Below are 18,879 nucleotides of genomic sequence, written 5' to 3'. Positions count from 1 at the left end.
GGCTGGAGGTGGCTGCTTTGGCGGTTCGGGGTGCGGTGGGTTGCTGGGTCGGGCCCGTCGGGGGTTGGCCGGCCTGCGGCCTGCTTGTCCTCAAGTGCCGGACGGGCTGGAGGTGGGTGGGCGGGTTGGGGTGGGTGGGGTGTCGGGTCGGTCCGTCGGGTTGGCCGGTCTGCGGCCTGTTTGTCCTCAAGCGCCGGACGGGCTGGAGGTGGGTGGGCTGGTGGGTTGGGTTGCGGTTGGTGGGCGGGGCTTGGTTGGGGTGCTGGTTTTTGGTGTCGGGCGGGGTGGAGTCGGCGGTTCGGGGTGTGGTGGGTGGGTGTTCGGCGTAGTGGCCGTTGCCTTGTGGGGGTTTGGGCGTTGGGCCTGGTGTGGCGGAGTCGTGGATGGGTGCGGTGGGTGCGGGGCCCGGGCGGCTGGTGGTTTCTTCGGGGACGCGTGATCACCGGTACGACCCGGCGACGGCCTGGCGGGTGTATCAGGGCGAGGACGGCAGCCTGACGGTCAGCACGGACGCGTGGCAGGAGGATGCGCACACGCTGATGGCGATCCGCACCGACTGGTACGCCGACGCCGCGGCGGCCTCGGCGGCGGGCGGCCTGCCGCCGGACGTGGCCGGCCGGGTCACCCGCGCATTGGGTGCCGAGCCGGTTCCGCCGCCGCCGTACCGCGACTTCGCGGAGGCGTTTCGCGCGGGCGTCACGCCGTCCCACCCGGAGCCGGTCGCCGGCCTCGAACTGGCCGTCCGGCACCGACCCGCGCAGGACGAGTTCGGCGTGGGCGGCGACTGGTACGACGTCTTCACGCTGGACGACGGCCGGGTCGCGCTGGTGGTCGGCGACGTCCAGGGCCACGGCGCGGGCACGGCGCCGATCATGGCCAGGATTCGTACCCTGCTGCACGCGTACGCCGTGGTCACTCCCGATCCCGGCCGCACGCTCGCGCTGGTCAACGACTTCCTGGACCGGTTCCCCGGTCCCGCCCACGCCACCTGCACGCTGGCCTACCTGGACCCGGCGACCGGCAGCCTGCGGGTCGCGCGGGCCGCGCATCCGCCGCTGCTGCTCGCCGATCCGGCCGGGACGCCGCGGATCGAAGACGTCGAGGGCGGCCTGCCGCTGGGCATGCTGGCCGATCAGGGCTATCCGTGCACGACGCTGGCCGTGGCGCCCGGGGAGACCCTGGTCCTGGTCACCGACGGCCTGGTCGAGGGCCCGCAGTTGGCGCTGGACCGGGGCATGGAACGGCTCGCGCACCGCTTCGAGCGCAGCCGGGGCCTGGATCTGGAGGCGACCGCGGAGCGGTTGTTCGGACTCGCCGACCTGACCGGTCATCGGGACGACGTGACGTTGTTGCTGGCGCGGACGAAGGCGGGCTGACCGTGCCGCATTTTCCCGTGTCACAAGATCTCGGGTAATCGGCGTCGGTGATTGTCGATCACCCTTCGATTTCGGGCCGACCGGTGTTTTCCCACGCGTTTCCGGGCCGCTTCCGTCGGGTGGGATCAGGGGTGTCGCGGGCCACAAAAGGCCGTTCCCCTGGATCTTCCGTCTTGGGCGCGAGAGGATCTGACTATGCGTCAGCTCGATGTCCCGGGCGGCGCCTGGCATCTGACGTGACGTTAGCCACGTGTAAACAAAGTTCCGGCCGACGCTCGCATACTGTCCCGTACGCAGACCTCATACAGGCGTATGCAGCGCTGGTTGAACCAGGCGATTTTGGGAGGCTCCACGTGGAGTTCGGCATCTTCCTGAACGGGTACACCCCCGGTCCGGCCGCTCACGATCGCGCGAGCGAGCACCTCGTGCTCATGCGCGAGATGGAATTGGCCATCAAGGCCGACAAGCACAACTGGAAGTACGCCTGGTTCGGCGAGCACCACGGTCTGGTCGAGTACAGCCACATGTCGGCTCCCGAGGTCGTCATCGGCTACGTCGCGGGCAAGACCGAGCGCATCCACCTGGCGACCGGCATCAACAGCCTGTCGCCGCGCAAGGAGCACCCGGTCCGCTACGCCGAGCGCGCCGCGATGATGGACCACATCACCGAGGGCCGCTTCGAGTGGGGCACCGGCCGCGGCGCGGGCAGCCACGAGATGGCCTCGTTCAACATCATGGACAAGAACTCGACGAAGACCGAGTGGGACGAGGTCGTTCGCGAGATCCCCCGGATGTGGGCGCAGACGGACTACACGTTCGAGGGCGACCACTTCACGGTGCCGACCCCGCACGACATCCACCCGAAGCCGTACGGCGAGTCGCACCCGCCGATCTGGGTCGCCTGCGGCAACCCGGCCACCTTCGGCAAGGCCGGCTCGATGGGCATCGGCGCGATCGCGTTCAACTTCGAACCGGTCTACAACCTCAAGGGCCGCATCGAGGCCTACAAGGAAGCCGCCGAGAACCCGGTCGAGATCATCGGCGACTACCAGAACAACAACGTGATGATGACGAACGCCGTCATCTGTCTGTCCGACCGCAAGCGCGCTCGCGAGATCGCGCTCAGCAAGGGCCGCGGCTACCTGGTCACCCTGGTGAACCTGTACCACGACACCATGCCGAAGTCGGCGGACGCGATCACCTGGCCGTCGCCCACGTTCGACCTCTCGATGGGCGGCGACGAGCTGCTCGACCAGCTCATCGAGGGCGGCTTCATGCTCGTCGGCACCCCCGACGAGGTGTGCGAGCAGGTCAAGGCGTACCAGGAGGTGGGCTGTGACCAGCTCGTCTTCGGTATCAACGACGGCATGACGCACGAAGAGAACCTCGAGATGATCGAGCTCTTCGGCAACCAGGTCATCCCGGAGTTCGACAAGGACCCGGAGCACTCGACCACCAAGTACCGCCGTACCGCGGTGCCGAAGTTCGGTCGTTTCCAGGGCGCGGGCCCGGACCCCGACCTCAAGGTCGAGGTGCTCCCGACGAGCGCGGTGCTGCCGCTCCCGTACCCCTCGGCGTAATCCGAGCGCACATCGAACAGGTCCGAGGCCATCGGGGAAATCCCGGTGGCCTCGCGCTTTTTCGGATCGAATCCTCGTTTCGGAAAGGGCCGGCGAATCCGCCGCGAGCCCTCATCCGGCGCGTGGTTCGATCTCCTCGTGCGATCGGCCGTCCGGACTCTCGCCCCGCTCGGCGCCGCGCCGCCCGCGTCGATTGCGGGCGGCGAGGATCCGCCGGACGACCTCGACCAGCACGGTGATCAGTGCGGCGGTGGCCAGGCCCGCGCCGACGCCCTTGATCGGGCTGTCCTTGAACGCCGTCCCGCCCCAGAAACCCAGCAGCACGCCGTAGATCGCCCAGGTCAGGCCCGCGAACGCGGTGAACGCCCGAAACCGGGCGGGCGGATACCCGACCATGCCCGCCACCAGCGAGACCGCGGTGCGGCCGCCGGGGATGTACCGGCCGACCACGATCATCACGCCGCCGCGTTCGGTCAACCAGCGTTCCGCTCGGTCCCGGGCCCGTCGGCCGCGCTCGCCCTTGAGCATGTGCCGATTCGCGAACGGTTCGGCCCGGTGGCCGATCGCGTAGGTGATGTTGTCGCCGAGGAACGCGCCGAGCGCGCCGGCCAGGATCAGCAGGAAAAGATTGGGCGAGAAGCCGGTGACGGTGGCGAACACGCCGCACGCGATCAGCGCGCTCTCACTCGGCAGGATCGGCAACATCGCGTCCAGCAGCGCGGTGAGGAAGACGATCGGGTAGGCCCACGGGGAACCCGTGAAGGACATGATCGGATCGAACCACGCGTCCACGATCGCTCCCTCGCAGGTGTTCGGAACCGGTTCGTGGGCGACCGCGACGGTCGGCGCGTGTGGTCGCCCGTTCGGCGGCTACCCACCGCGCGCACAAACCAGGCACCGTGCGCCGATCGGTTCGGCGTCTGTCACGCTTGATCCCTTCGACTCGACCTCTCATTCGAGACGGATCATTCGACGCACAACGAACAACGCGAGGGACGTGGCATGGACGCCGTTCACGAAGGTCTGGACGCCGTGCGGGCGGAGCTGGTCGGCCTCGATCGCCCCGTCGTGCGCCTGCTGGAACCGGGCCTGCCGGCCGAGGCGGTGCGGACCCGGGTGGGTGCCGAGGTGCCCGCCGAGCTGGTCTCCTGGTTCGGCTGGGCGGACGGCACCCGCGAGGAGCCGGACCAACTGGTGGACGAGGCATCGTTCATACCGGGCTACGTCCTGGTCAGCCTGGCCGAGGCGCTGGAGTTCCGGGACGAGGTCGAGATGGACCAACCGGAAGGGGTGCAGTGGCTGCCGCTGCTCGTGTCGCCGGCCGCCGACTTCTACGCGGCGGTCTGGGACGGCGAGGACGTGCAGGTGGCGAGCTACGTGCAGGGCGCGGACGAGCCGATGGTGTACGCGTCGATCCCGCTGATGTTGCGCACGGTCACCGAGAGCTTCCGGACCGGGGCCTTCGAGGTGGACGAAGAGGGCTACTTCGACATGCATCCCGAGCTGTGCGACCGGGTCTATGAGGCCCTGAACGGCTGATTCGTTGCACGCGGGTGAGGTAATTCACGTCACGCTCGGTCGTACGTACGGGCGCGTACGTCGCTGGGCTACCTTGTCCGCGTGCATATACCCCGCCGCCGGTCCGTCGCGCTCGGCCTCGCTCCGTTGCTGATCGCCGGTCTCGCCTCCTGCGGGCTGCTGTCCGACTCCGACGACTCGCCGGGCAAGACCGAGAACGCCGCGGACGCGAATCCGGTGGTCGGTACGGGCGGCTCCTCGGGGGCGCCGGGCACCGGGTCCGCGGCGCCGTCGGCTCCGGCCGTACCGGGCACCGCGATCTCCGTCGCGTTCGCGGGTGACGTGCACTTCTTCGAACGCACCGTGCCCCGCCTGAACGCGGGCGCCGAGGGTGCGCTGGGCCCGATCGGCAAGACGCTCTCGGCCGCCGATCTGGCGATGGTCAATCTGGAGAGTGCGATCACCGAGCGCGGCACGCCGGAGAACAAGACGTACCACTTCCGGGCCCCGGCGAAGGCGCTGACCGAGCTGAAGGCGGTCGGGATAGACACGGTCAGCATGGCCAACAACCACGCCGTGGACTACGGCAAGGTCGGCCTGGAGGACTCGATCGCCGCGATCCAGGACCCGCCGATCGGTGTGGTGGGCATCGGCAAGGACGCGGCGCAGGCGTACCGCCCGGTGATTCGGGAGGCCAAGGGCGTCAAGGTCGCGTTCCTGGCCGCGAGTCAGGTGCAGGACATCACCAACCAGCTCTATCAGGCCGGGCCGAACAAGCCCGGGATAGCCACCGCGTTGCAGACCGACCGGCTGGTGCAGGCCGTGCGGGAGGCGAAGAAGCAGGCCGACGTGGTGATCGTCTACATGCACTGGGGCATCGAGGGCGACAAGTGCCCGAGCGCGGACCAGAAGAGCGTGACCCGCAAGCTCGCGGACGCGGGCGCGGCGGCGATCCTGGGCACCCACGCGCACGTGATGCAGGGCGCCGGTTGGCTGGGCGACACCTATGTGGGCTACGGCTACGGCAACTTCCTCTGGTACGGCACGTCTCCGTACCCGAACTCGAACGACACCGGCGTGGCGACGCTGACCATCAAGGACGGCAAGGTCGTCGACGAGAAGTTCACCCCGGCCTCGATCGACAAGCGCGGCGTGCCGATGCCGGTGACCGGCGCCGAGGCCAAGCGCATCCTGGACCGCCGGGACACCTTGCGGCCGTGCACCGGATTGACCGCGGCCCCGAAGAAGTAGGTCCGCGAGGGGGCGCCGATGTCGGTGCGGCAGGCCGAAAACGGGCCGGCCGGGGCCGGGGCGCGCTTGGTAGGTTGGCGGGCATGTTCCTCCTGTGTGCGTAGGACCGCCGCGACCGGGCCCTGACGGGGTCGGTCGCCTTCGGCGTCCACGCAGGCCCTTCGGCGCGGCTCTCGTCGTGCCGACTTCGCGGAGGAACTCCCGACATCGTGGCTGCCAAGCCCTCTTGCGTTCCTGCCGACGCGCGTCGTGCGCCGGCTCCCTCCTATGCCGCCGTGTTGCGGATCCCCGGTGCCCGACGGGCGTTCGGGGCCGCGCTGGTGGGGCGACTGTCCTACGGGATGATCGCGTTGTCGTTGTTGTTGGCGGTCAAGGCCGGCACCGGGTCGTACGCGGTGGCGGGCACGATCATGGCGTCGTTCGGGGCGACCAGTGTGTTCCTGTCGCCGATGCGGGCCGCGTTGGTCGACCGGTACGGGCCGCGGCGGGTGTTGCCGCCGCTGGTCGCGGTGTACGCGACGCTGCTGGTGGTGATCGCGGTGCTGACCTGGCGGCCGGGGGTCTCCGGGGTGTGGTTGGGGGTCACGGTCGCGGCGGCCGGGGCCTGTACCCCGCCGGTCGGACCGGTGATGCGGGTGTTGTGGAGCGAACTGGCGCCCGATCCGCGGTTGTTGCAGCGGGCCTACAGCCTGGACGGGGTGGCCGAGGAGATCCTGTTCGCGTTCGGGCCGTTGCTGGTGGGCGTGTTGGTGGGGCTGGCGCCTGCGGCGGCGGGGGTGGCGGTCAGCGCCGGGCTGATCACGGTCGGGACGCTCGCGCTGGTGACGTCGCCGGCGGTGGGCCGGTCGACGGCGCGGGCCGGACGAGTCGACGGGGAGGGAGCCGGGGATCATCCCGCGCCGGTCCGAACCGGGTTGTGGCGTGCGGTGGTCGTCGCCGCCGGGGTCGGGCTGTGTCTGGGTGCGATCGACCTGCTCGCGGTCGCGTTCGCCGACGCGCGGGGGCACGCGGCGGCGGTGGCCTGGATCCTGGCCGCGCTCTCGATCGGCAGCGCGGTCGGCGGCCTGGCGTACGGTGCGGTGCCCTGGCGGATCGCGATCGACCGCCGCCTGCCGCTGCTCGCGCTCGGGCTCGGCCTGTCCCTGGGCGCGGCCGGCCTGTCCCCGAACCTCTACGTCCTGGCCGCGACCGTCGCGGTCACCGGCCTGTTCGTGGCGCCGGCGATCACTACGGCCTACCTGCTGGCCGACGCCTGCGCCGCGGCGAACACCCGGACCAGGGTCGGCGCCTGGGTCAACACCGCCCTCAACGCGGGCGCCTCGGGTGGCACGGCGGCCGGCGGCCTGTTGATCGACCGGGCCCCGCTGCCGTTGGTCTTCGCGGTGGCCGGGTTGCCGGCGCTGATGGCCGCCGCCGCCACGGTGCGGCCGATCGCCCGCCCGGCACTCGAAGAGCCGCGAAACGAGGTGGCCTCGCCGGCTTCGTGACCCCCGGGGACCGTGCGCCTTCGTGGGGGATCGGGCGGTTGTCTCCGTCTGCCGCGTGCTCGCCGCGATCTTGCTTCGGAAGCGAAAGGCGAGGCGGTACCGGCCCGTTCACAGGGACCAGGAGGCCGCTTCGCCACCGCGACCGGTCGGGCGCGGGGCGGTGGATTCGGGTACTCGCGCGTGCTGTTCGCCATCTGCGGACACCGTCCAGCCGAAGGCTTCGATGCCGGGGCGGCCCGCGGCGCACCAGCGGGACCACGCCGCCTCGATCTCGTTCCACAGGTGGCGTGGGCCGTGTTGGCGGACGGCGAAGTCGGTGCGTCGGTGTCCGTCGTGGTCGACGCTCGCCCACGACGTGCCGGCCTCGTCGCCCAGCCACAGGCGGGTGTGTACGCCGTCGACGTCGCCGTCCCAGTGGTGCCAGACGCCGGGCGCGCTCAGGCCGATCGCGAACTCGGCGACGGGGTCGCCGCCGGCCACGGCCCAGGGGGACAGCGTGGTGGTGCTCGGTGTGGCGGCGTGCTCCGGGGAGACGACTCGGCCGATGTCGGTGCTGCGGGAGCGGTGTCCGCGCAGGTGCATGAAGGCGCCGCCGGTACGGAAGCGGCCGTGCGCGCGGCCTCGATCGTCGACTTCGGCCACCAGGGTGCCGTTGGCGGTCCACGCGCTTGCCCAGGGGGTGACGATGACGGCTCCTGGCCGGCACTGCCGAATCCAGGCGGGCGGGAGGTGGGTCACGGCGGCGGTGCACACGATGCGGTCGTAGGGCGCGCCGGTCGCCCAGCCCTCGGCGCTGTCTCCCCACACGACGGTGGGGTGCCGGTCCAGGGCCGCCAACCGGCTTCGGGCGATTCGGGCGAGATCGGCGTGCACTTCGATCGTCACGAGGCGGTCGTCGCCCACCCGGTGGGCGAGCAGTCCGGCGTTCCATCCCGTCCCGGTACCGATCTCCAGCACGCGGTGTCCGTCGGCCACGTCCAGCGCAACCAGCGTGGCCGCCACGATCGAGGGTTGCGAGGCCGCGGACGACGGCCACTCGGGCCCGCCGGGCCGGGGCGCGTCGCCGTCGCACACCTGCACCACCACCGGAGTGTCCGCGTACGCGGCCGTCCACCAGCGCTCCGGCTCCGACACCCGCTCGCAGCGCTCGTGCCGGTCGCCGTCGGGGCGGCGCAGCCACACCACGTCCGGGAGGAAAACGTGCCTCGGCACCCCCAGGAACGCCTCCCGCCACACCTGGGGCAGCACCCCGACGGCCACCTCGACCCGCCGCAGCAAATCGACCCGGGCCCGCCACAGGGCCCTCGCCTCGACCGACATCCGCCTCACCGCCCCTTCGGCGTGCCGGGATTCGCCGGCTCGTCCGGCGGAGTCGGCGGCGGAACGGGCTTTTCGGGCTTGTGCCCGTCGTCGGTCGCGGGGTCTCGGTGCTGTCCCATGGAAAACCTCCTCGATAGGTTCGAAGTTGTCTCCAGGAATACCCGATTGCATTCTGCGGTGTCCATTTTCAGTCGCGTTCCTGCATGGATTGCGCCCGAAATATCTCGGACCACCCCCTGATCTCGGTGCGAGCTTCCTCGCCGGACAGCGCGTGCTCGACAAAGTATTCGAACAATCGTCGGTGGTAGGTGATTTCCTTCGGATCCCGAAAGACGAGTCGGCCGCTGAACAGTTCCACCGTCACGAGGTGGTCGCCATAAATGACGAACGTATTGAACGGCACGTCGGCCACTTGTCGGCGGAGCGGCAGGATGTGCAGATGGACCTGGGGGAGATGTGACAGGGCGATCAGGTGATCCAACTGGAGCGCCATTGTCGATGCGGAGCACAGCGGCCAACGAGCCGCCGACTCCGTCAGGAGAAAGTCGAAGCGTTTCCCCCGGCCGTAAAGGACCGACTGGCGTTCGAGCTTGGCGGCGATCGCACGGGCCGGATCACCGGTTGCGGGATCGACGACGGGCGACATGGCCTGCCGCATGTATTCCGGTGTCTGGAGCAGGCCGGAGAGCATCGCGGGGAGGAAGTGCCGGATGTGATCGGCGCCGGCATCGAGTGCGGCGAGTTCGCGCTGGCGATAGTGCAGGCCGCGGCGGACCGTGGCGCGGACATCTTCGTACTCGGTGTTCGCCACCTCTGCCAGGCGGCGGATCTCGTCGGCGGTCTCGGCGTCCACGCCGAGGGCTTCCAGGATGTGCCGTACGTCGAGGATGGAGGGCAGAGTGCGTCCGGTTTCGATCCGCGAGATCTTGCTCTGCGACATCCCACATCGCAGCGCCAAGCGCTCGCCGGAGAGCCCGGTCGCACTTCGAAGGGCGCGCAGGGCGGATGCCAGTTGCAGTCGGTCCCGGCCCGCCTGTTGCGGGTCGAATCTCAATCCGCGAGATATTCCGCGAGGGGGATGGAAAGGGCGATCGCCGACTCCTTGCTTCGGCGGTACCAGGCGAGATCCGGAGATTCGAGAAGGACGCGAGCCACCTGCGCCCCGTGTTCGTCGTATCGCATCTCGACGACTTTCGAATCGTCCAACATCCAGAAATCCGAAGGCATCGGCGGAACGTTCTGCGCACGGGTCGTGTCAAGAATCCGGACGTCTTCACCGGCCGCAACGTTGTATCGATATGCGGCAAACTCGTATCGCAGGTAATCGGACAGGGGTGGTGTGACGACATGGACTCGTCCGACCCTGCGTCCGCTGTCCCGGTAGCGAGCTAGTTGCGTCAGCCACGGGTCGTCGTCGGGGAGAACCAGTCGGCCGGTGGCCATGAATTCGGCGTACTCGTGCTCTTCGCCGACCAAGGTGTACGCGGACAGCGTCTCCAGTCTGAATGCCTCGCGTTCGAACGAGTCGAAGAAGGAGGTCCAATGCTCACCAGCCAAGTGCACGCGCGGCCTCCCGAAGAATGTTTTCCGGGACCGAGACGATCGCTTCGCCCTCGGGCGTCTTGTGATCGACGAGGAAGCCTTGGATGGCGATCGTGCCGTCCCGCTCGGTGGTGAAGACAGTCGGGCAGTCGTTCGAGCGGCAATCGGGATCCCCGCCCGCAACGCGCGAGAGCTTCATGGTGTGCCTTCCGTGATCGCTCCACTACTTGTGGCGACGCTAGGAGGCGGCGCCGAGCGAGGCAAGGGCTACCCGCGTTGTTGCATAAACGGCGGCACGTGGGTAGCGCGCGGAGACGGCAGGTCCCGGCGTCGTGGCACGGGCTCTTTCGCGAGAGGGGTGGCTCAGCTTTGGGCCAAGCGGGTCAAGGCGGGGCCGGTGAGGCGGTAGCCGATCCATTCGCGTTCGGGGGTGGCGCCGAGGGAGTCGTAGAAGGCGATGCTGGGGGTGTTCCAGTCGAGGACCGCCCATTGGAGGCGGGCGTAGTCGCGGGTTTCGCAGATCGTGGCGAGGTGGCGGAGGAGGGCTTTGCCGTGACCGGCGCCTCTGGCCCCGGGGCGGACGTACAGGTCTTCGAGGTAGATGCCGTGTACGCCCTCCCACGTGGAGAAGCTGAGGAACCACAGGGCGAAGCCGACCGCCTCGCCGGTGGTGTCGTCCTCGGCGATCAGGGCGAAGGCGGCCGGGTTCGGGCCGAACAGGGCCGTGTGCAACTGGGCCTCGGTGGCCTTGACCTCGTGCAGCAGCTTCTCGTAGTCGGCGAGTTCGCGGACCAGGGTGTGGATGGCGGGGGTGTCTGCTGCGGTGGCTTCGCGGATCATGCTCCGAAGCTACCCCGGCCCGCTACGCCGTCGGCGCGACGTACATGTAGGACTTCTCCTCGCTGCGGGAGGCGATCCGCCACTCGCCGGCCACCCGCGTGAAGGTGTCGAGGTACCACAGGCCGCAGAACATCACCGGGCCCGGCGTCTGGTCGTCCTCGCCCTTGAAGACCATCGGGTTGTGGCACATGGTGCGGCCCGTGGCGGTGTCCCCGTCGACCGTGATCGACGAGTTCGATATCAGGTGTTGGTAGGCGCCGAAGCCCGGCATCACCGAGGCCAGGAACTCCTTGGTCTCCTTCAGGCCGCCCTTGGAGCCGCCCATCGCCGAGTAGTCGATGTGCGCGTCGGCGGTGAAGACCGTGTCCAGCGCGTCCCAGTCGCCGGTGTCCACGGCGTGCGAGTACCGGACCATCAGGTCCTGGATCTCCATCCGGTCCGAGATCTCCTGAAGCGTCAGCATGTGCGTGCCCACCCTCTCCGGCGCTGCGGCGTCGTTCCGTGCTCGCGGGGACGACGTGAGGGGCCAACTTGACACGAACAAGCACATGGCGAAAGGGGCATGACCTCGGCGGGACGGTGAAAAGTCCGATCCCGGGGTTAGTACGAAGAATGGCCGGGGGACCCGCCCCGCTATCGGCAACCGAGCCGTCGCCGGCGGCAAGGCGGCAGCCGCCGTACCCGAGGGAGACATCGTGGGCAGGACGACGCGGCGACGGGCCACGGGCGCGCTGACGGCCATCGCGATCGTGCTGGGCGGCGGGCTGAGCGCGTGCAGCGACGACGACGATTCGAAGAAGGGTTCGAGTGCGAGCAGTGGCACCGCCGCGTCCGGCTCGACCGCGCCGAGCAACGGACCCGCGAACGACCTCCAGGCGCAGTACCAGCAGGTGGTGCGCAACGTGTTGCCCTCGGTCGTGCAGATCACCACGACGACCGGTCTGGGCTCCGGGGTCGTCTACGACGACAAGGGCAACATCGTCACGAACGCGCACGTCGTCGGTCAGGCCACCAGCTTCGAGGTCACCCTCCCGAACGCGAGCAAGCCGGTCACCGCCAAGCTCGTCGCCGCCTTCGCCCCGGACGACCTCGCGGTGATCCGCCTGGACAACCCGCCCAACGACCTCAAGCCCGCCCGGTTCGGCGATTCCAGCAAGCTCCAGGTCGGCCAGATCACCATGGCCATGGGCAATCCGCTGGGTCTGGATTCCAGCGTCACCGAGGGCATCGTCTCGGCGATCGGCCGCACCGTCAGCGAGCCGCAGGCCGCCGACTCGCCGGGCGCGACCATCTCCAGCGCGATCCAGACCTCGGCCGCGATCAACCCGGGCAACAGCGGCGGCGCGCTCGTCGACCTGGACAGCCGGGTGATCGGCATCCCCACCCTGGCCGCGACCGACCCGGAGAACAACGGGGCGGCCCCCGGCATCGGCTTCGCCATCCCCGCCAACACGGTCAAGTCGATCACCGACCAGATCATCAAGAACGGCAAGGTGGACAACTCGGGCAAGGCCGCGCTCGGCGTGACGGTGCGCACCGTGGCCGGGCCGAACGGCCGGCCCGCCGGCGTCGGCGTGGTCTCCGTCCAGGACGGCGGCGCCGCCAAGGCCGCGGGCATCGCCCCGGGCGACGTGATCACCGCGATCGACGACCAGGAAGTCCCGGACGTCGCGGCCCTGTCCGAGGTGCTGGGCGGCAAGCAGCCCGGCGACAAGGTCAAGGTGAGCCTGATCCGCGCCGGCGACGGCGACAAAACCACCGTGGAGGTGACCCTGGGCGAGCTCAAGAGCTGATCGCATCACCGAAAAACAGGTCCCGAATTCGTCCGCCGACCCGACGGAAGGGACGATCTACGCGATAACGTCCCGCTCATGACGATCCCCCAGCCCCCACGCGGGCCAGGGTCGCCGTACGGGGAACAACCATCCGTCGACGGTGATCCACACCTGTCCTGGCACCAACCGCCCGCGGCCGCACCGTCCCTGATCCCGGGTCAGGGACAGCCGCTCGCAGTGCAGCCGTTCGCCCCGGGCCACCCGCCGCCCGGCACGCCGCCGCCGTTCCCGACCTCGATGCCGGCCGACGCCGACCGACTCCCGCTCGCGTCCCGCACCATGCGCCTGATCGCCCGCACCGCGGACTACCTGCTCACCACCGCACTCGTGCTGCCGCTGTGGTTCCTGGCCTACCACTACCTCCAGACCAAGGCCGCGGATCTGCCCACCAAGGTGGTCCGTACCGCGTTCCTGGACGTCGTGTTCGGTCGAGCCGGCGAGGCCCAACGCGCGCCGCTGGAGGCGGTGGACGGCCTGTGGGGCACCACCAAGACGCTGCTGCTCCTGCTGATCCTCGCGCACCTGCTGGTGCCCGCCCTCTACGACTGGTTCATGCACGCGCGGTTCGGCCGCACGTTGGGCAAGATCATGGTCGGCGCGAAGGTGGTACCGGTCGGCACGTCGGCGCAGGCGGTCGGCGGCCGGGTGCCGGTCGGCGGATGGCGGGCGGCCCGGCGCACCCTGGTGGCCGTGGTGGTGCCGTGGGCCGCGCTGTTGCTCACCTGGTACGAGGTCGCGCTGCGCCAATGGGGCACGGCGGGCCTGTTCGCGCTGCTGACCCTGATCGGCTTCCTGGACCCGCTGGCCGTGCTCGGGCCGCGTCGACGCACCTGGCACGACCGGACCGCCGGCACCGTCGTGGTGAACGTCCGGCTGCTCGCCCGGGGTTGGTCGGCCACCCGCAACGCGTCCGCGGCGATGGTCCAAGGGGCGCGCGGCGCGTCCGGGATGATGGCCCAGGGCGCCCGCGGCGCCCGCGACCGGTGGCAGTCGAGTCGAACCGCCGGGGCCCGGCCCGAGGACGTGAACCGGCCCGGGGAGGGCTGACGCCCCGCCCCGACCCGGCACCGCGTCACTCCTGGATCGAGATGGCTCGGGTCGGACAGACCCGGGCCGCCTCCTCCACCTGCGACCGCAACTCCCGCCCGGGGTTTTCGTTCAGGATGTAGAGGAAGTTGTCATCCCGGACCTCGAACACCTCGGGTGCCTCGGCCATGCAGAGTGCGTTGCTCTTGCACTTGTCGAAGTCGACGACGATCTTCACGTTCGGCCCTTCGGTCGTGGAAGCGGAGCGATGCGGCATTACCTCGAAACGCTGCCGGACGACGGCGGTCCGGGCCGGTGCGTCCCGAAGGTCGTACCGGCCGATCCGCGAACCGTCGTCCCACGCCGAGGCGTTGCCACACCCGGCGCAACCGCTGGCCTATCACGCACCCCCTCGGGTAAGGCGAGCCTTTTCGCCCGAACGGGGAACCAGCCGGTGCCCTGGGGAGGTCACAAGACCGGATGAGAGGATTCCATCCCGGTACGGCCGCAGCGGCGGGCCGGCGAACCAACACGGGAGGCACGTCCATGACGGCCGATGGCGGCGCCGAGATACGTTCGTTGCGTCCGGGTGATCCGCAGCACATCGGACCGTTCCGGATCACCGGCAGACTCGGCGCGGGCGGAATGGGCGCGGTGTACGCGGGCCTGGACGACTACGAACGCCGGGTCGCGGTCAAGGTGGTGCACGCGCAGTACGCGGACGATCCCGAATTCCGGGCCCGGTTCACCCGCGAGGTCAACCTGCTGCGCGCGATCAAGGGCACCTGTACGACGCCGGTGCTGGACGCCGATGTCGACGCCGAGACACCGTGGTTCGCGACCGAGTACGTGCCGGGGCCGACCCTGGACGTGCGGGTCAACCAGGGCGGCCCGATGCACGGCGACGAGTTGCTGGGCCTGGCGGCCGGACTCGCCGAGGCACTGGTCGCGTTGCACGACGCGGACGTGATCCACCGCGACCTCAAGCCGCAGAACATCATCTGTTCGCCCGCCGGGCCGCGGGTGCTCGACCTGGGCATCGCCCGGTCCATGGAGGACAGCGGGCTGACCCGCACCGGCATGATGATCGGCTCGCCCGCGTGGATGAGCCCGGAGCGCTTCAAGGGCCACGACAGCACGCCCGCCGCCGACGTGTACGCCTGGGCCATGCTGATCACCTACGCCGCCACCGGAGTCATTCCGTTCGGCACCGGCGCACCCGAAGTGGTCGCGCTGCGCGTGCTCCAGGAGGAGGCCGACCTGTCCGGCGTGCCGGACGTACTGCGCCTGATCGTCAAGCGGGCTTCCGACAAGGAACCGCACTACCGCCCGCACGCCCGTGAGTTGCTGGCCTCGGTCACCCACGTGTGGCGCGGCGCGCTCGGCAACGCCGCGGCGCCCTCGCTCGACCCGGTGGCCGATGCCACGTCGTTGATCGGGCAGTTGTGGACCACGCCCGCGACCGGCGGCCCCTGGCAGGTTCAGCAGAGCCCGCCGCCGCAGACGCCGCCGCCCGTGCAGCCGCGGGTGTACGAGCCGCCGCGCGGTCCCGCGCGCTCGGGTGGCACCGCCGCGTTCGGCGCGCCCGCAGTGCCACCGCCGCCGGCCGGGCCCGGCCGGCCCTCGCACGACCCGTACGGCGCGTCCCCGACGCAACCGCCGCTCTACCGGGACACCCCGACCTCGGGCGCGCACGGCGTCCCGCCGCAGCCCTCCGGGCAATACGGGGCGCCCTCCGGCCAGTACGGCGCCCCCTCGGGCCAACACGGCGCCGCTTCCGGCCAGTACGGTCCGCCCTCCGGCCAGTACGGCCCGCCGTCCGGTCAGCACGGTGCGCCCTCGGGCCAGTACGGAGCCCCTTCCGGGCAATACGGCACTGCCGGGCAGGGCCACCCGGCGAATGTCCATCAGGCGCCCACCACCCACGGCGCCCACGGCACGCCGCCCACCGGTCGGGCCGCGGCCCGGCAGGGCGGCTCCGGCCGGCGGCGCCTGTTCGTCCTGGGCGGCAGCGTCATCGCGGTCCTGGCGATCGGGGCCGGCGCGGTGTTCGCGCTGCGCGGCAAGGACGAGGACCCCAAGAAGCCGGAGACGAAGAAGAGTCCGACCGCCGAGGCCCCCAAACTCACCGGCAAGGCGGGCGGCTTCACCCAGGACATCAAGGGGATGAAGTTCGCCGTGCCGGCCACGTGGGAGCTCAAGCAGGTCAGCGACACCGAGGTGTGTGTACTGCCGAGCGCGACACCGGCCGCGCAGCGCACCACGTGCGAGCGCGCCGGCCTGCGGATCTGGGTCGGCAAGTCCGGCGAGCGCAAGGTCGACTTCAAGGATCAGGCGGGCTGGACCCTGGGGGCGAAGCCGACCTGCATCCCCAAGACCGCCGACACGGCGCCGCCGACCAGCCGCAGCGATGGGAAGAAGTTCGTCGAACCGGGCAAGAACAGCCTGACGTTCGAGTACGCGTCGTTCACCGTGACCTGCAAGGGCGGCGACTCGTTCCAGCCCCAGGTGTGGTGGCTGCCGCAGTCGATGATCTCGTTCTCCACGGCGGGGCTGTCCCGCGAGTACGACACGGACCTGAACAAGATCCTGGCGTCGGTGAGCCTGACGGGCTACAAGAAACCTGCTGCGTAACCCGCCACGCCCAACGCAACCAAGACGCCGCGGAGGTCGAGGCTAGAAGTCGGCCGCCGCGGTGACCGGCAGGAACGGGTTCTCCGGTCCGGCCGGGAACGAACTCCAGCTCTGCTCCTCGTACAGGTTCATCAACTCGTGCTCGGACTCCTCGGTGTCCGGCCACTCGGCGTTGACGACCACGTGTACCGAGGGCTGGGGATACTGCTCCCACCACTGGACTATGTGGCCCTCGCCGTCCACCGGAACCGGGTGGTGCTCGACCCGGTGGACCATCATGTACGGACCGCCGGTCCACGGCCCTATGTGCGCACCGCCAAGCGGGATCGCCGAGATCGAGTCGCCGCCGCGCGGCAGGGCCGGTCCGGCGAAGTCGCCCGAGAGCAACGAGCCCACGTACCCCGTCGGGGGACGGTCCGGTGGGACGTCCTGGTAGAAGTCCACCCGGACCCTGTACCGGATCACTCGCGTCCCCTCCGCTTCCACTTCGTATCGTGCTCGCATCGAGCCCGGCCGGCTTGTTGCGATCGGTAATACGTATACCAGCCGGCGACGGTTCCGTTCCTCCGATCGGGTGGGGGCTGGACTTCCCGACGGGGCGCGGGCAGGATCACGCGCACCGGAGGCGGCAGGCAGCGCCCGGAATTCTCCGGGCGTCCGACCCCGCCGGGACCGATGCGGGGAGGCACGATGGGCGGCACCCGGGACGAGGCGGCGGCACTCGCGCGGAACGAACCGGTCGACGGCGATGTGGGCGCCTGGGTGCGCCGATTCACCGAATGGACGATGATCGACGGCGATCTGACCTGTCGCTACGTCTGGCTCAACCTGCCGGACCCCACCGGGGGCACCGTGCGATACACCGTGCCCGGCACCGAGATCGTGCGGCGCCTGGGCGCCGGTGATCGCTTCGAGACGGTGGGCGAATTCCGCAACGGCGACGGCGTGGACGCGATGATCGCGCGCTGGCGGGGGGCGGGCGGCCCGGCGGCCGGGCACGACGGCGCGGAACTGCGCGGCATCGTGGGCTGGGCGCCGGAACCACTGTCGGTGCCGATTCCGCGCGAGGAGATCCGGCGGGCCTTCGGCGACTTCGCGGCGCGTCTGGCCTCGGCCTCGGCGGGCGGCGAATGGGCGCCGCTGGCGGCGGTGTTCACCGACGAGGTGCGGGTGCGCGACCACGTGGTCGGCTTCGTCGAGGGCCGGCACGCGTTGAGCGCGTACATCCGGGACGGCGTTCGGCGTTCGCCGTTCAGCCGCTACCGGGTCCGGCTGCGCATCATCGACGGCAACCGGGTCTCGACGGTGCTGCGCGCCGAGGGACCCTTTGGCGGGCTGGACGTCAACGTGGTGTTGCACTACGCGGGCGGACGCCGCTGGTCGTATGTGGAGGTCGTGTACAACCCGCAGGAGATCGTTCGCACCGGAGCCTGACAGGGTGTCGGTTCATGGACGACGTACAACGGCTGCTGGCCCATGAACAGATCCGTCAACTCGCCGCGCGCTACGCGCTGGCCCTGGACAGCCGGGACCTGGACGCGTTGTGCGGGCTGTTCGTGCCCGACGTGCGGGTGAGCCGGGAGGAGTACGGACGCGCCGCGTTGCGTGCCTCGTTCGCGGCCCAACTGGCTCCGTTGGGGGTGACCATCCTCAATGTCGGCACGCACGTGATCGACCTGCTGGACGCGGACCACGCGACCGGACACGTGTACTGCAAGGCCGAGATCCAGGAGGGACCGCGCTGGTTGCACCAGGCGATCCTGTACCGCGACGTGTACGAACGGCGGGACGGCGTGTGGTACTTCGCCCGCCGTCGGCACGACCTGTGGTACGGCGCGAATGTCGGCGCGAACCCCGCGGGGCTGCCGCCGGCGAACTGGCCGGAACGCTCGTTCGGCTCGGGCACGGTGCCGGCCATCTGGGAGACGTGGCGGGAGTTCCATCGTTCCTCGGACGAGTCGGGCGGATCGGGTTCCGTCCACGCATGACGGGGCAGGCGAGGAGCAACCGGTTACTCGGCGGCAGACTGCCTACTCGGCGGCGGGAAGGTCGGCCATGGCGCGCGACAGGCTTCCGGACGGCGCGAGAAACGCGGCGGCGCGCACCGGTGTGCTCCTGGCGCTGACCATCGTCGCGGCGATGGTCGCCCTGCTCGGCGTCTGGGCGCACACCTGGTTCTGGGTGTGGGCGATGCTCTTCGTCGGCCTGGGCATGCTCGGCATGGCCTGGAGCGCGCTGGAGATCCTGATCGCGCTCCAGGTGGCCGAGGAACAACAGGACCGGGACCGCGGTGTCTACCGGGTCCGACCGGTCGAGATGCGTCCCCGGCGGCGCACCGACCGCTGACGCCGGCCCGGCGGGCGGCCCGACCGGGCTTTGTCGGACCGGGCACAGCCGGGGGGGGGGCCCCGGGGTGGGGGGGGGCCCCCCCCGGGGGGCCCCGGGGGGGGGGCGGGGGGGGGCCCCCCGC

At 70.3% G+C, this 18,879-nt stretch carries 20 protein-coding genes; 11 read left to right on the top strand and 9 right to left on the bottom strand.

Annotation, left to right across the window (positions count from 1 at the left end):
* Positions 1–383 precede the first annotated feature (383 nt).
* Together ACFXMF_RS27475 and ACFXMF_RS27470 are read left to right on the top strand one after the other, a co-directional pair.
* Positions 384–1,376: a PP2C family protein-serine/threonine phosphatase gene (locus ACFXMF_RS27475; protein WP_360312026.1), complete on the top strand. Its 993-nt coding sequence runs from the start codon at positions 384–386 to the stop codon at positions 1,374–1,376.
* A 353-nt stretch (positions 1,377–1,729) separates the two neighbouring features.
* Positions 1,730–2,956, top strand: a complete 1,227-nt coding sequence (locus ACFXMF_RS27470) for an LLM class flavin-dependent oxidoreductase (RefSeq protein WP_360312024.1) — start codon at positions 1,730–1,732, stop codon at positions 2,954–2,956.
* A gap of 111 nt (positions 2,957–3,067) precedes the next feature.
* Here the strand turns inward: ACFXMF_RS27470 and ACFXMF_RS27465 are convergent, their stop codons facing one another.
* The gene (locus tag ACFXMF_RS27465) at positions 3,068–3,748 is read right to left on the bottom strand and encodes a DedA family protein (protein ID WP_379989870.1); all 681 of its coding nucleotides are present in this window, start codon (positions 3,746–3,748) and stop codon (positions 3,068–3,070) included.
* 210 nt (positions 3,749–3,958) lie between these two features.
* Between ACFXMF_RS27465 and ACFXMF_RS27460 the strand changes: the two genes are divergently transcribed.
* The 3 genes from ACFXMF_RS27460 (at position 3,959) to ACFXMF_RS27450 (ending at position 7,212) form a co-directional block, all read left to right on the top strand.
* A complete protein-coding gene (locus ACFXMF_RS27460) occupies positions 3,959–4,495 on the top strand; it encodes a hypothetical protein (protein ID WP_360312020.1) in 537 nt (178 codons plus the stop codon).
* Between the two features lie 81 nt (positions 4,496–4,576).
* The gene (locus ACFXMF_RS27455; RefSeq protein WP_360312018.1) at positions 4,577–5,725 is read left to right on the top strand and encodes a CapA family protein; all 1,149 of its coding nucleotides are present in this window, start codon (positions 4,577–4,579) and stop codon (positions 5,723–5,725) included.
* A gap of 275 nt (positions 5,726–6,000) precedes the next feature.
* Entirely contained in the window at positions 6,001–7,212 is a 1,212-nt protein-coding gene (locus ACFXMF_RS27450; RefSeq protein ID WP_360312016.1) for an MFS transporter, read from the top strand.
* 108 nt (positions 7,213–7,320) lie between these two features.
* On the opposite strand, the gene ACFXMF_RS27445 is transcribed toward ACFXMF_RS27450, so the two are convergent.
* The 6 genes from ACFXMF_RS27445 to ACFXMF_RS27420 all read right to left on the bottom strand — a co-directional run bounded on the left by ACFXMF_RS27445 (position 7,321) and on the right by ACFXMF_RS27420 (position 11,377).
* Complete coding sequence (locus tag ACFXMF_RS27445) at positions 7,321–8,532, bottom strand: methyltransferase domain-containing protein (RefSeq protein ID WP_379989871.1); 1,212 nt, start codon at positions 8,530–8,532, stop codon at positions 7,321–7,323.
* Positions 8,533–8,719: 187 nt separating this feature from the next.
* The gene (locus ACFXMF_RS27440; RefSeq protein ID WP_379989872.1) at positions 8,720–9,586 is read right to left on the bottom strand and encodes a helix-turn-helix domain-containing protein; all 867 of its coding nucleotides are present in this window, start codon (positions 9,584–9,586) and stop codon (positions 8,720–8,722) included.
* Positions 9,583–10,095: a DUF6879 family protein gene (locus tag ACFXMF_RS27435; protein ID WP_360312012.1), complete on the bottom strand. Its 513-nt coding sequence runs from the start codon at positions 10,093–10,095 to the stop codon at positions 9,583–9,585. Before ACFXMF_RS27435 ends, ACFXMF_RS27440 begins: the two co-directional genes overlap by 4 nt.
* Positions 10,079–10,273 carry a hypothetical protein gene (locus ACFXMF_RS27430; RefSeq protein WP_360312010.1) on the bottom strand — a complete coding sequence of 65 codons (195 nt, stop codon included), beginning with the start codon at positions 10,271–10,273 and terminating at the stop codon, positions 10,079–10,081. Before ACFXMF_RS27430 ends, ACFXMF_RS27435 begins: the two co-directional genes overlap by 17 nt.
* 164 nt (positions 10,274–10,437) lie before the next feature.
* Positions 10,438–10,914, bottom strand: a complete 477-nt coding sequence (locus ACFXMF_RS27425; protein WP_360312008.1) for a GNAT family N-acetyltransferase — start codon at positions 10,912–10,914, stop codon at positions 10,438–10,440.
* A 22-nt stretch (positions 10,915–10,936) separates the two neighbouring features.
* A complete protein-coding gene (locus tag ACFXMF_RS27420) occupies positions 10,937–11,377 on the bottom strand; it encodes a nuclear transport factor 2 family protein (RefSeq protein ID WP_360312006.1) in 441 nt (146 codons plus the stop codon).
* Between the two features lie 232 nt (positions 11,378–11,609).
* On the opposite strand from ACFXMF_RS27420, the gene ACFXMF_RS27415 reads away from it, so the two are divergent.
* Together ACFXMF_RS27415 and ACFXMF_RS27410 are read left to right on the top strand one after the other, a co-directional pair.
* Positions 11,610–12,707, top strand: coding sequence for a S1C family serine protease (locus ACFXMF_RS27415; RefSeq protein ID WP_379989873.1), 1,098 nt, complete (start codon positions 11,610–11,612; stop codon positions 12,705–12,707).
* 78 nt (positions 12,708–12,785) lie between these two features.
* Complete coding sequence (locus tag ACFXMF_RS27410; protein ID WP_379989874.1) at positions 12,786–13,796, top strand: RDD family protein; 1,011 nt, start codon at positions 12,786–12,788, stop codon at positions 13,794–13,796.
* 25 nt (positions 13,797–13,821) lie between these two features.
* Here the strand turns inward: ACFXMF_RS27410 and ACFXMF_RS27405 are convergent, their stop codons facing one another.
* Positions 13,822–14,013, bottom strand: a complete 192-nt coding sequence (locus ACFXMF_RS27405; RefSeq protein WP_360312000.1) for a ferredoxin — start codon at positions 14,011–14,013, stop codon at positions 13,822–13,824.
* Positions 14,014–14,321: 308 nt separating this feature from the next.
* On the opposite strand from ACFXMF_RS27405, the gene ACFXMF_RS27400 reads away from it, so the two are divergent.
* Positions 14,322–16,409, top strand: coding sequence for a serine/threonine protein kinase (locus ACFXMF_RS27400; RefSeq protein ID WP_379989876.1), 2,088 nt, complete (start codon positions 14,322–14,324; stop codon positions 16,407–16,409).
* 42 nt (positions 16,410–16,451) lie between these two features.
* Here ACFXMF_RS27400 and ACFXMF_RS27395 read toward each other — a convergent pair whose 3' ends face one another.
* Positions 16,452–16,874 carry a hypothetical protein gene (locus ACFXMF_RS27395; RefSeq protein ID WP_360311996.1) on the bottom strand — a complete coding sequence of 141 codons (423 nt, stop codon included), beginning with the start codon at positions 16,872–16,874 and terminating at the stop codon, positions 16,452–16,454.
* A 225-nt stretch (positions 16,875–17,099) separates the two neighbouring features.
* On the opposite strand from ACFXMF_RS27395, the gene ACFXMF_RS27390 reads away from it, so the two are divergent.
* The 3 genes from ACFXMF_RS27390 to ACFXMF_RS27380 all read left to right on the top strand — a co-directional run bounded on the left by ACFXMF_RS27390 (position 17,100) and on the right by ACFXMF_RS27380 (position 18,755).
* Positions 17,100–17,843 carry a nuclear transport factor 2 family protein gene (locus tag ACFXMF_RS27390; protein WP_360311994.1) on the top strand — a complete coding sequence of 248 codons (744 nt, stop codon included), beginning with the start codon at positions 17,100–17,102 and terminating at the stop codon, positions 17,841–17,843.
* Positions 17,844–17,857: 14 nt separating this feature from the next.
* The gene (locus ACFXMF_RS27385; protein WP_360311992.1) at positions 17,858–18,397 is read left to right on the top strand and encodes a nuclear transport factor 2 family protein; all 540 of its coding nucleotides are present in this window, start codon (positions 17,858–17,860) and stop codon (positions 18,395–18,397) included.
* A gap of 67 nt (positions 18,398–18,464) precedes the next feature.
* The gene (locus tag ACFXMF_RS27380) at positions 18,465–18,755 is read left to right on the top strand and encodes a hypothetical protein (RefSeq protein WP_360311990.1); all 291 of its coding nucleotides are present in this window, start codon (positions 18,465–18,467) and stop codon (positions 18,753–18,755) included.
* Positions 18,756–18,879 lie beyond the last annotated feature (124 nt).

This window comes from Embleya sp. NPDC059213 (assembly GCF_042754445.1).
In the GTDB taxonomy this organism is placed as follows: domain Bacteria; phylum Actinomycetota; class Actinomycetes; order Streptomycetales; family Streptomycetaceae; genus Embleya.
The sequence above is the reverse complement of the archived record's forward strand: the minus strand, read 5'-3'. Positions and strand labels throughout refer to the sequence as shown.

Bases quoted from the DNA above. Each gene is read 5' to 3' on its own strand.
- ACFXMF_RS27475 (WP_360312026.1), top strand. From the start codon at position 384: ATGGGTGCGGTGGGTGCGGGGCCCGGGCGGCTGGTGGTTTCTTCGGGG.
- ACFXMF_RS27460 (WP_360312020.1), top strand. From the start codon at position 3,959: ATGGACGCCGTTCACGAAGGTCTGGACGCCGTGCGGGCGGAGCTGGTC.
- ACFXMF_RS27445 (WP_379989871.1), bottom strand. From the start codon at position 8,532: ATGTCGGTCGAGGCGAGGGCCCTGTGGCGGGCCCGGGTCGATTTGCTG.
- ACFXMF_RS27430 (WP_360312010.1), bottom strand. From the start codon at position 10,273: ATGAAGCTCTCGCGCGTTGCGGGCGGGGATCCCGATTGCCGCTCGAAC.
- ACFXMF_RS27425 (WP_360312008.1), bottom strand. From the start codon at position 10,914: ATGATCCGCGAAGCCACCGCAGCAGACACCCCCGCCATCCACACCCTG.
- ACFXMF_RS27420 (WP_360312006.1), bottom strand. From the start codon at position 11,377: ATGCTGACGCTTCAGGAGATCTCGGACCGGATGGAGATCCAGGACCTG.
- ACFXMF_RS27410 (WP_379989874.1), top strand. From the start codon at position 12,786: ATGACGATCCCCCAGCCCCCACGCGGGCCAGGGTCGCCGTACGGGGAA.
- ACFXMF_RS27400 (WP_379989876.1), top strand. From the start codon at position 14,322: ATGACGGCCGATGGCGGCGCCGAGATACGTTCGTTGCGTCCGGGTGAT.
- ACFXMF_RS27390 (WP_360311994.1), top strand. From the start codon at position 17,100: ATGGGCGGCACCCGGGACGAGGCGGCGGCACTCGCGCGGAACGAACCG.
- ACFXMF_RS27385 (WP_360311992.1), top strand. From the start codon at position 17,858: ATGGACGACGTACAACGGCTGCTGGCCCATGAACAGATCCGTCAACTC.
- ACFXMF_RS27380 (WP_360311990.1), top strand. From the start codon at position 18,465: ATGGCGCGCGACAGGCTTCCGGACGGCGCGAGAAACGCGGCGGCGCGC.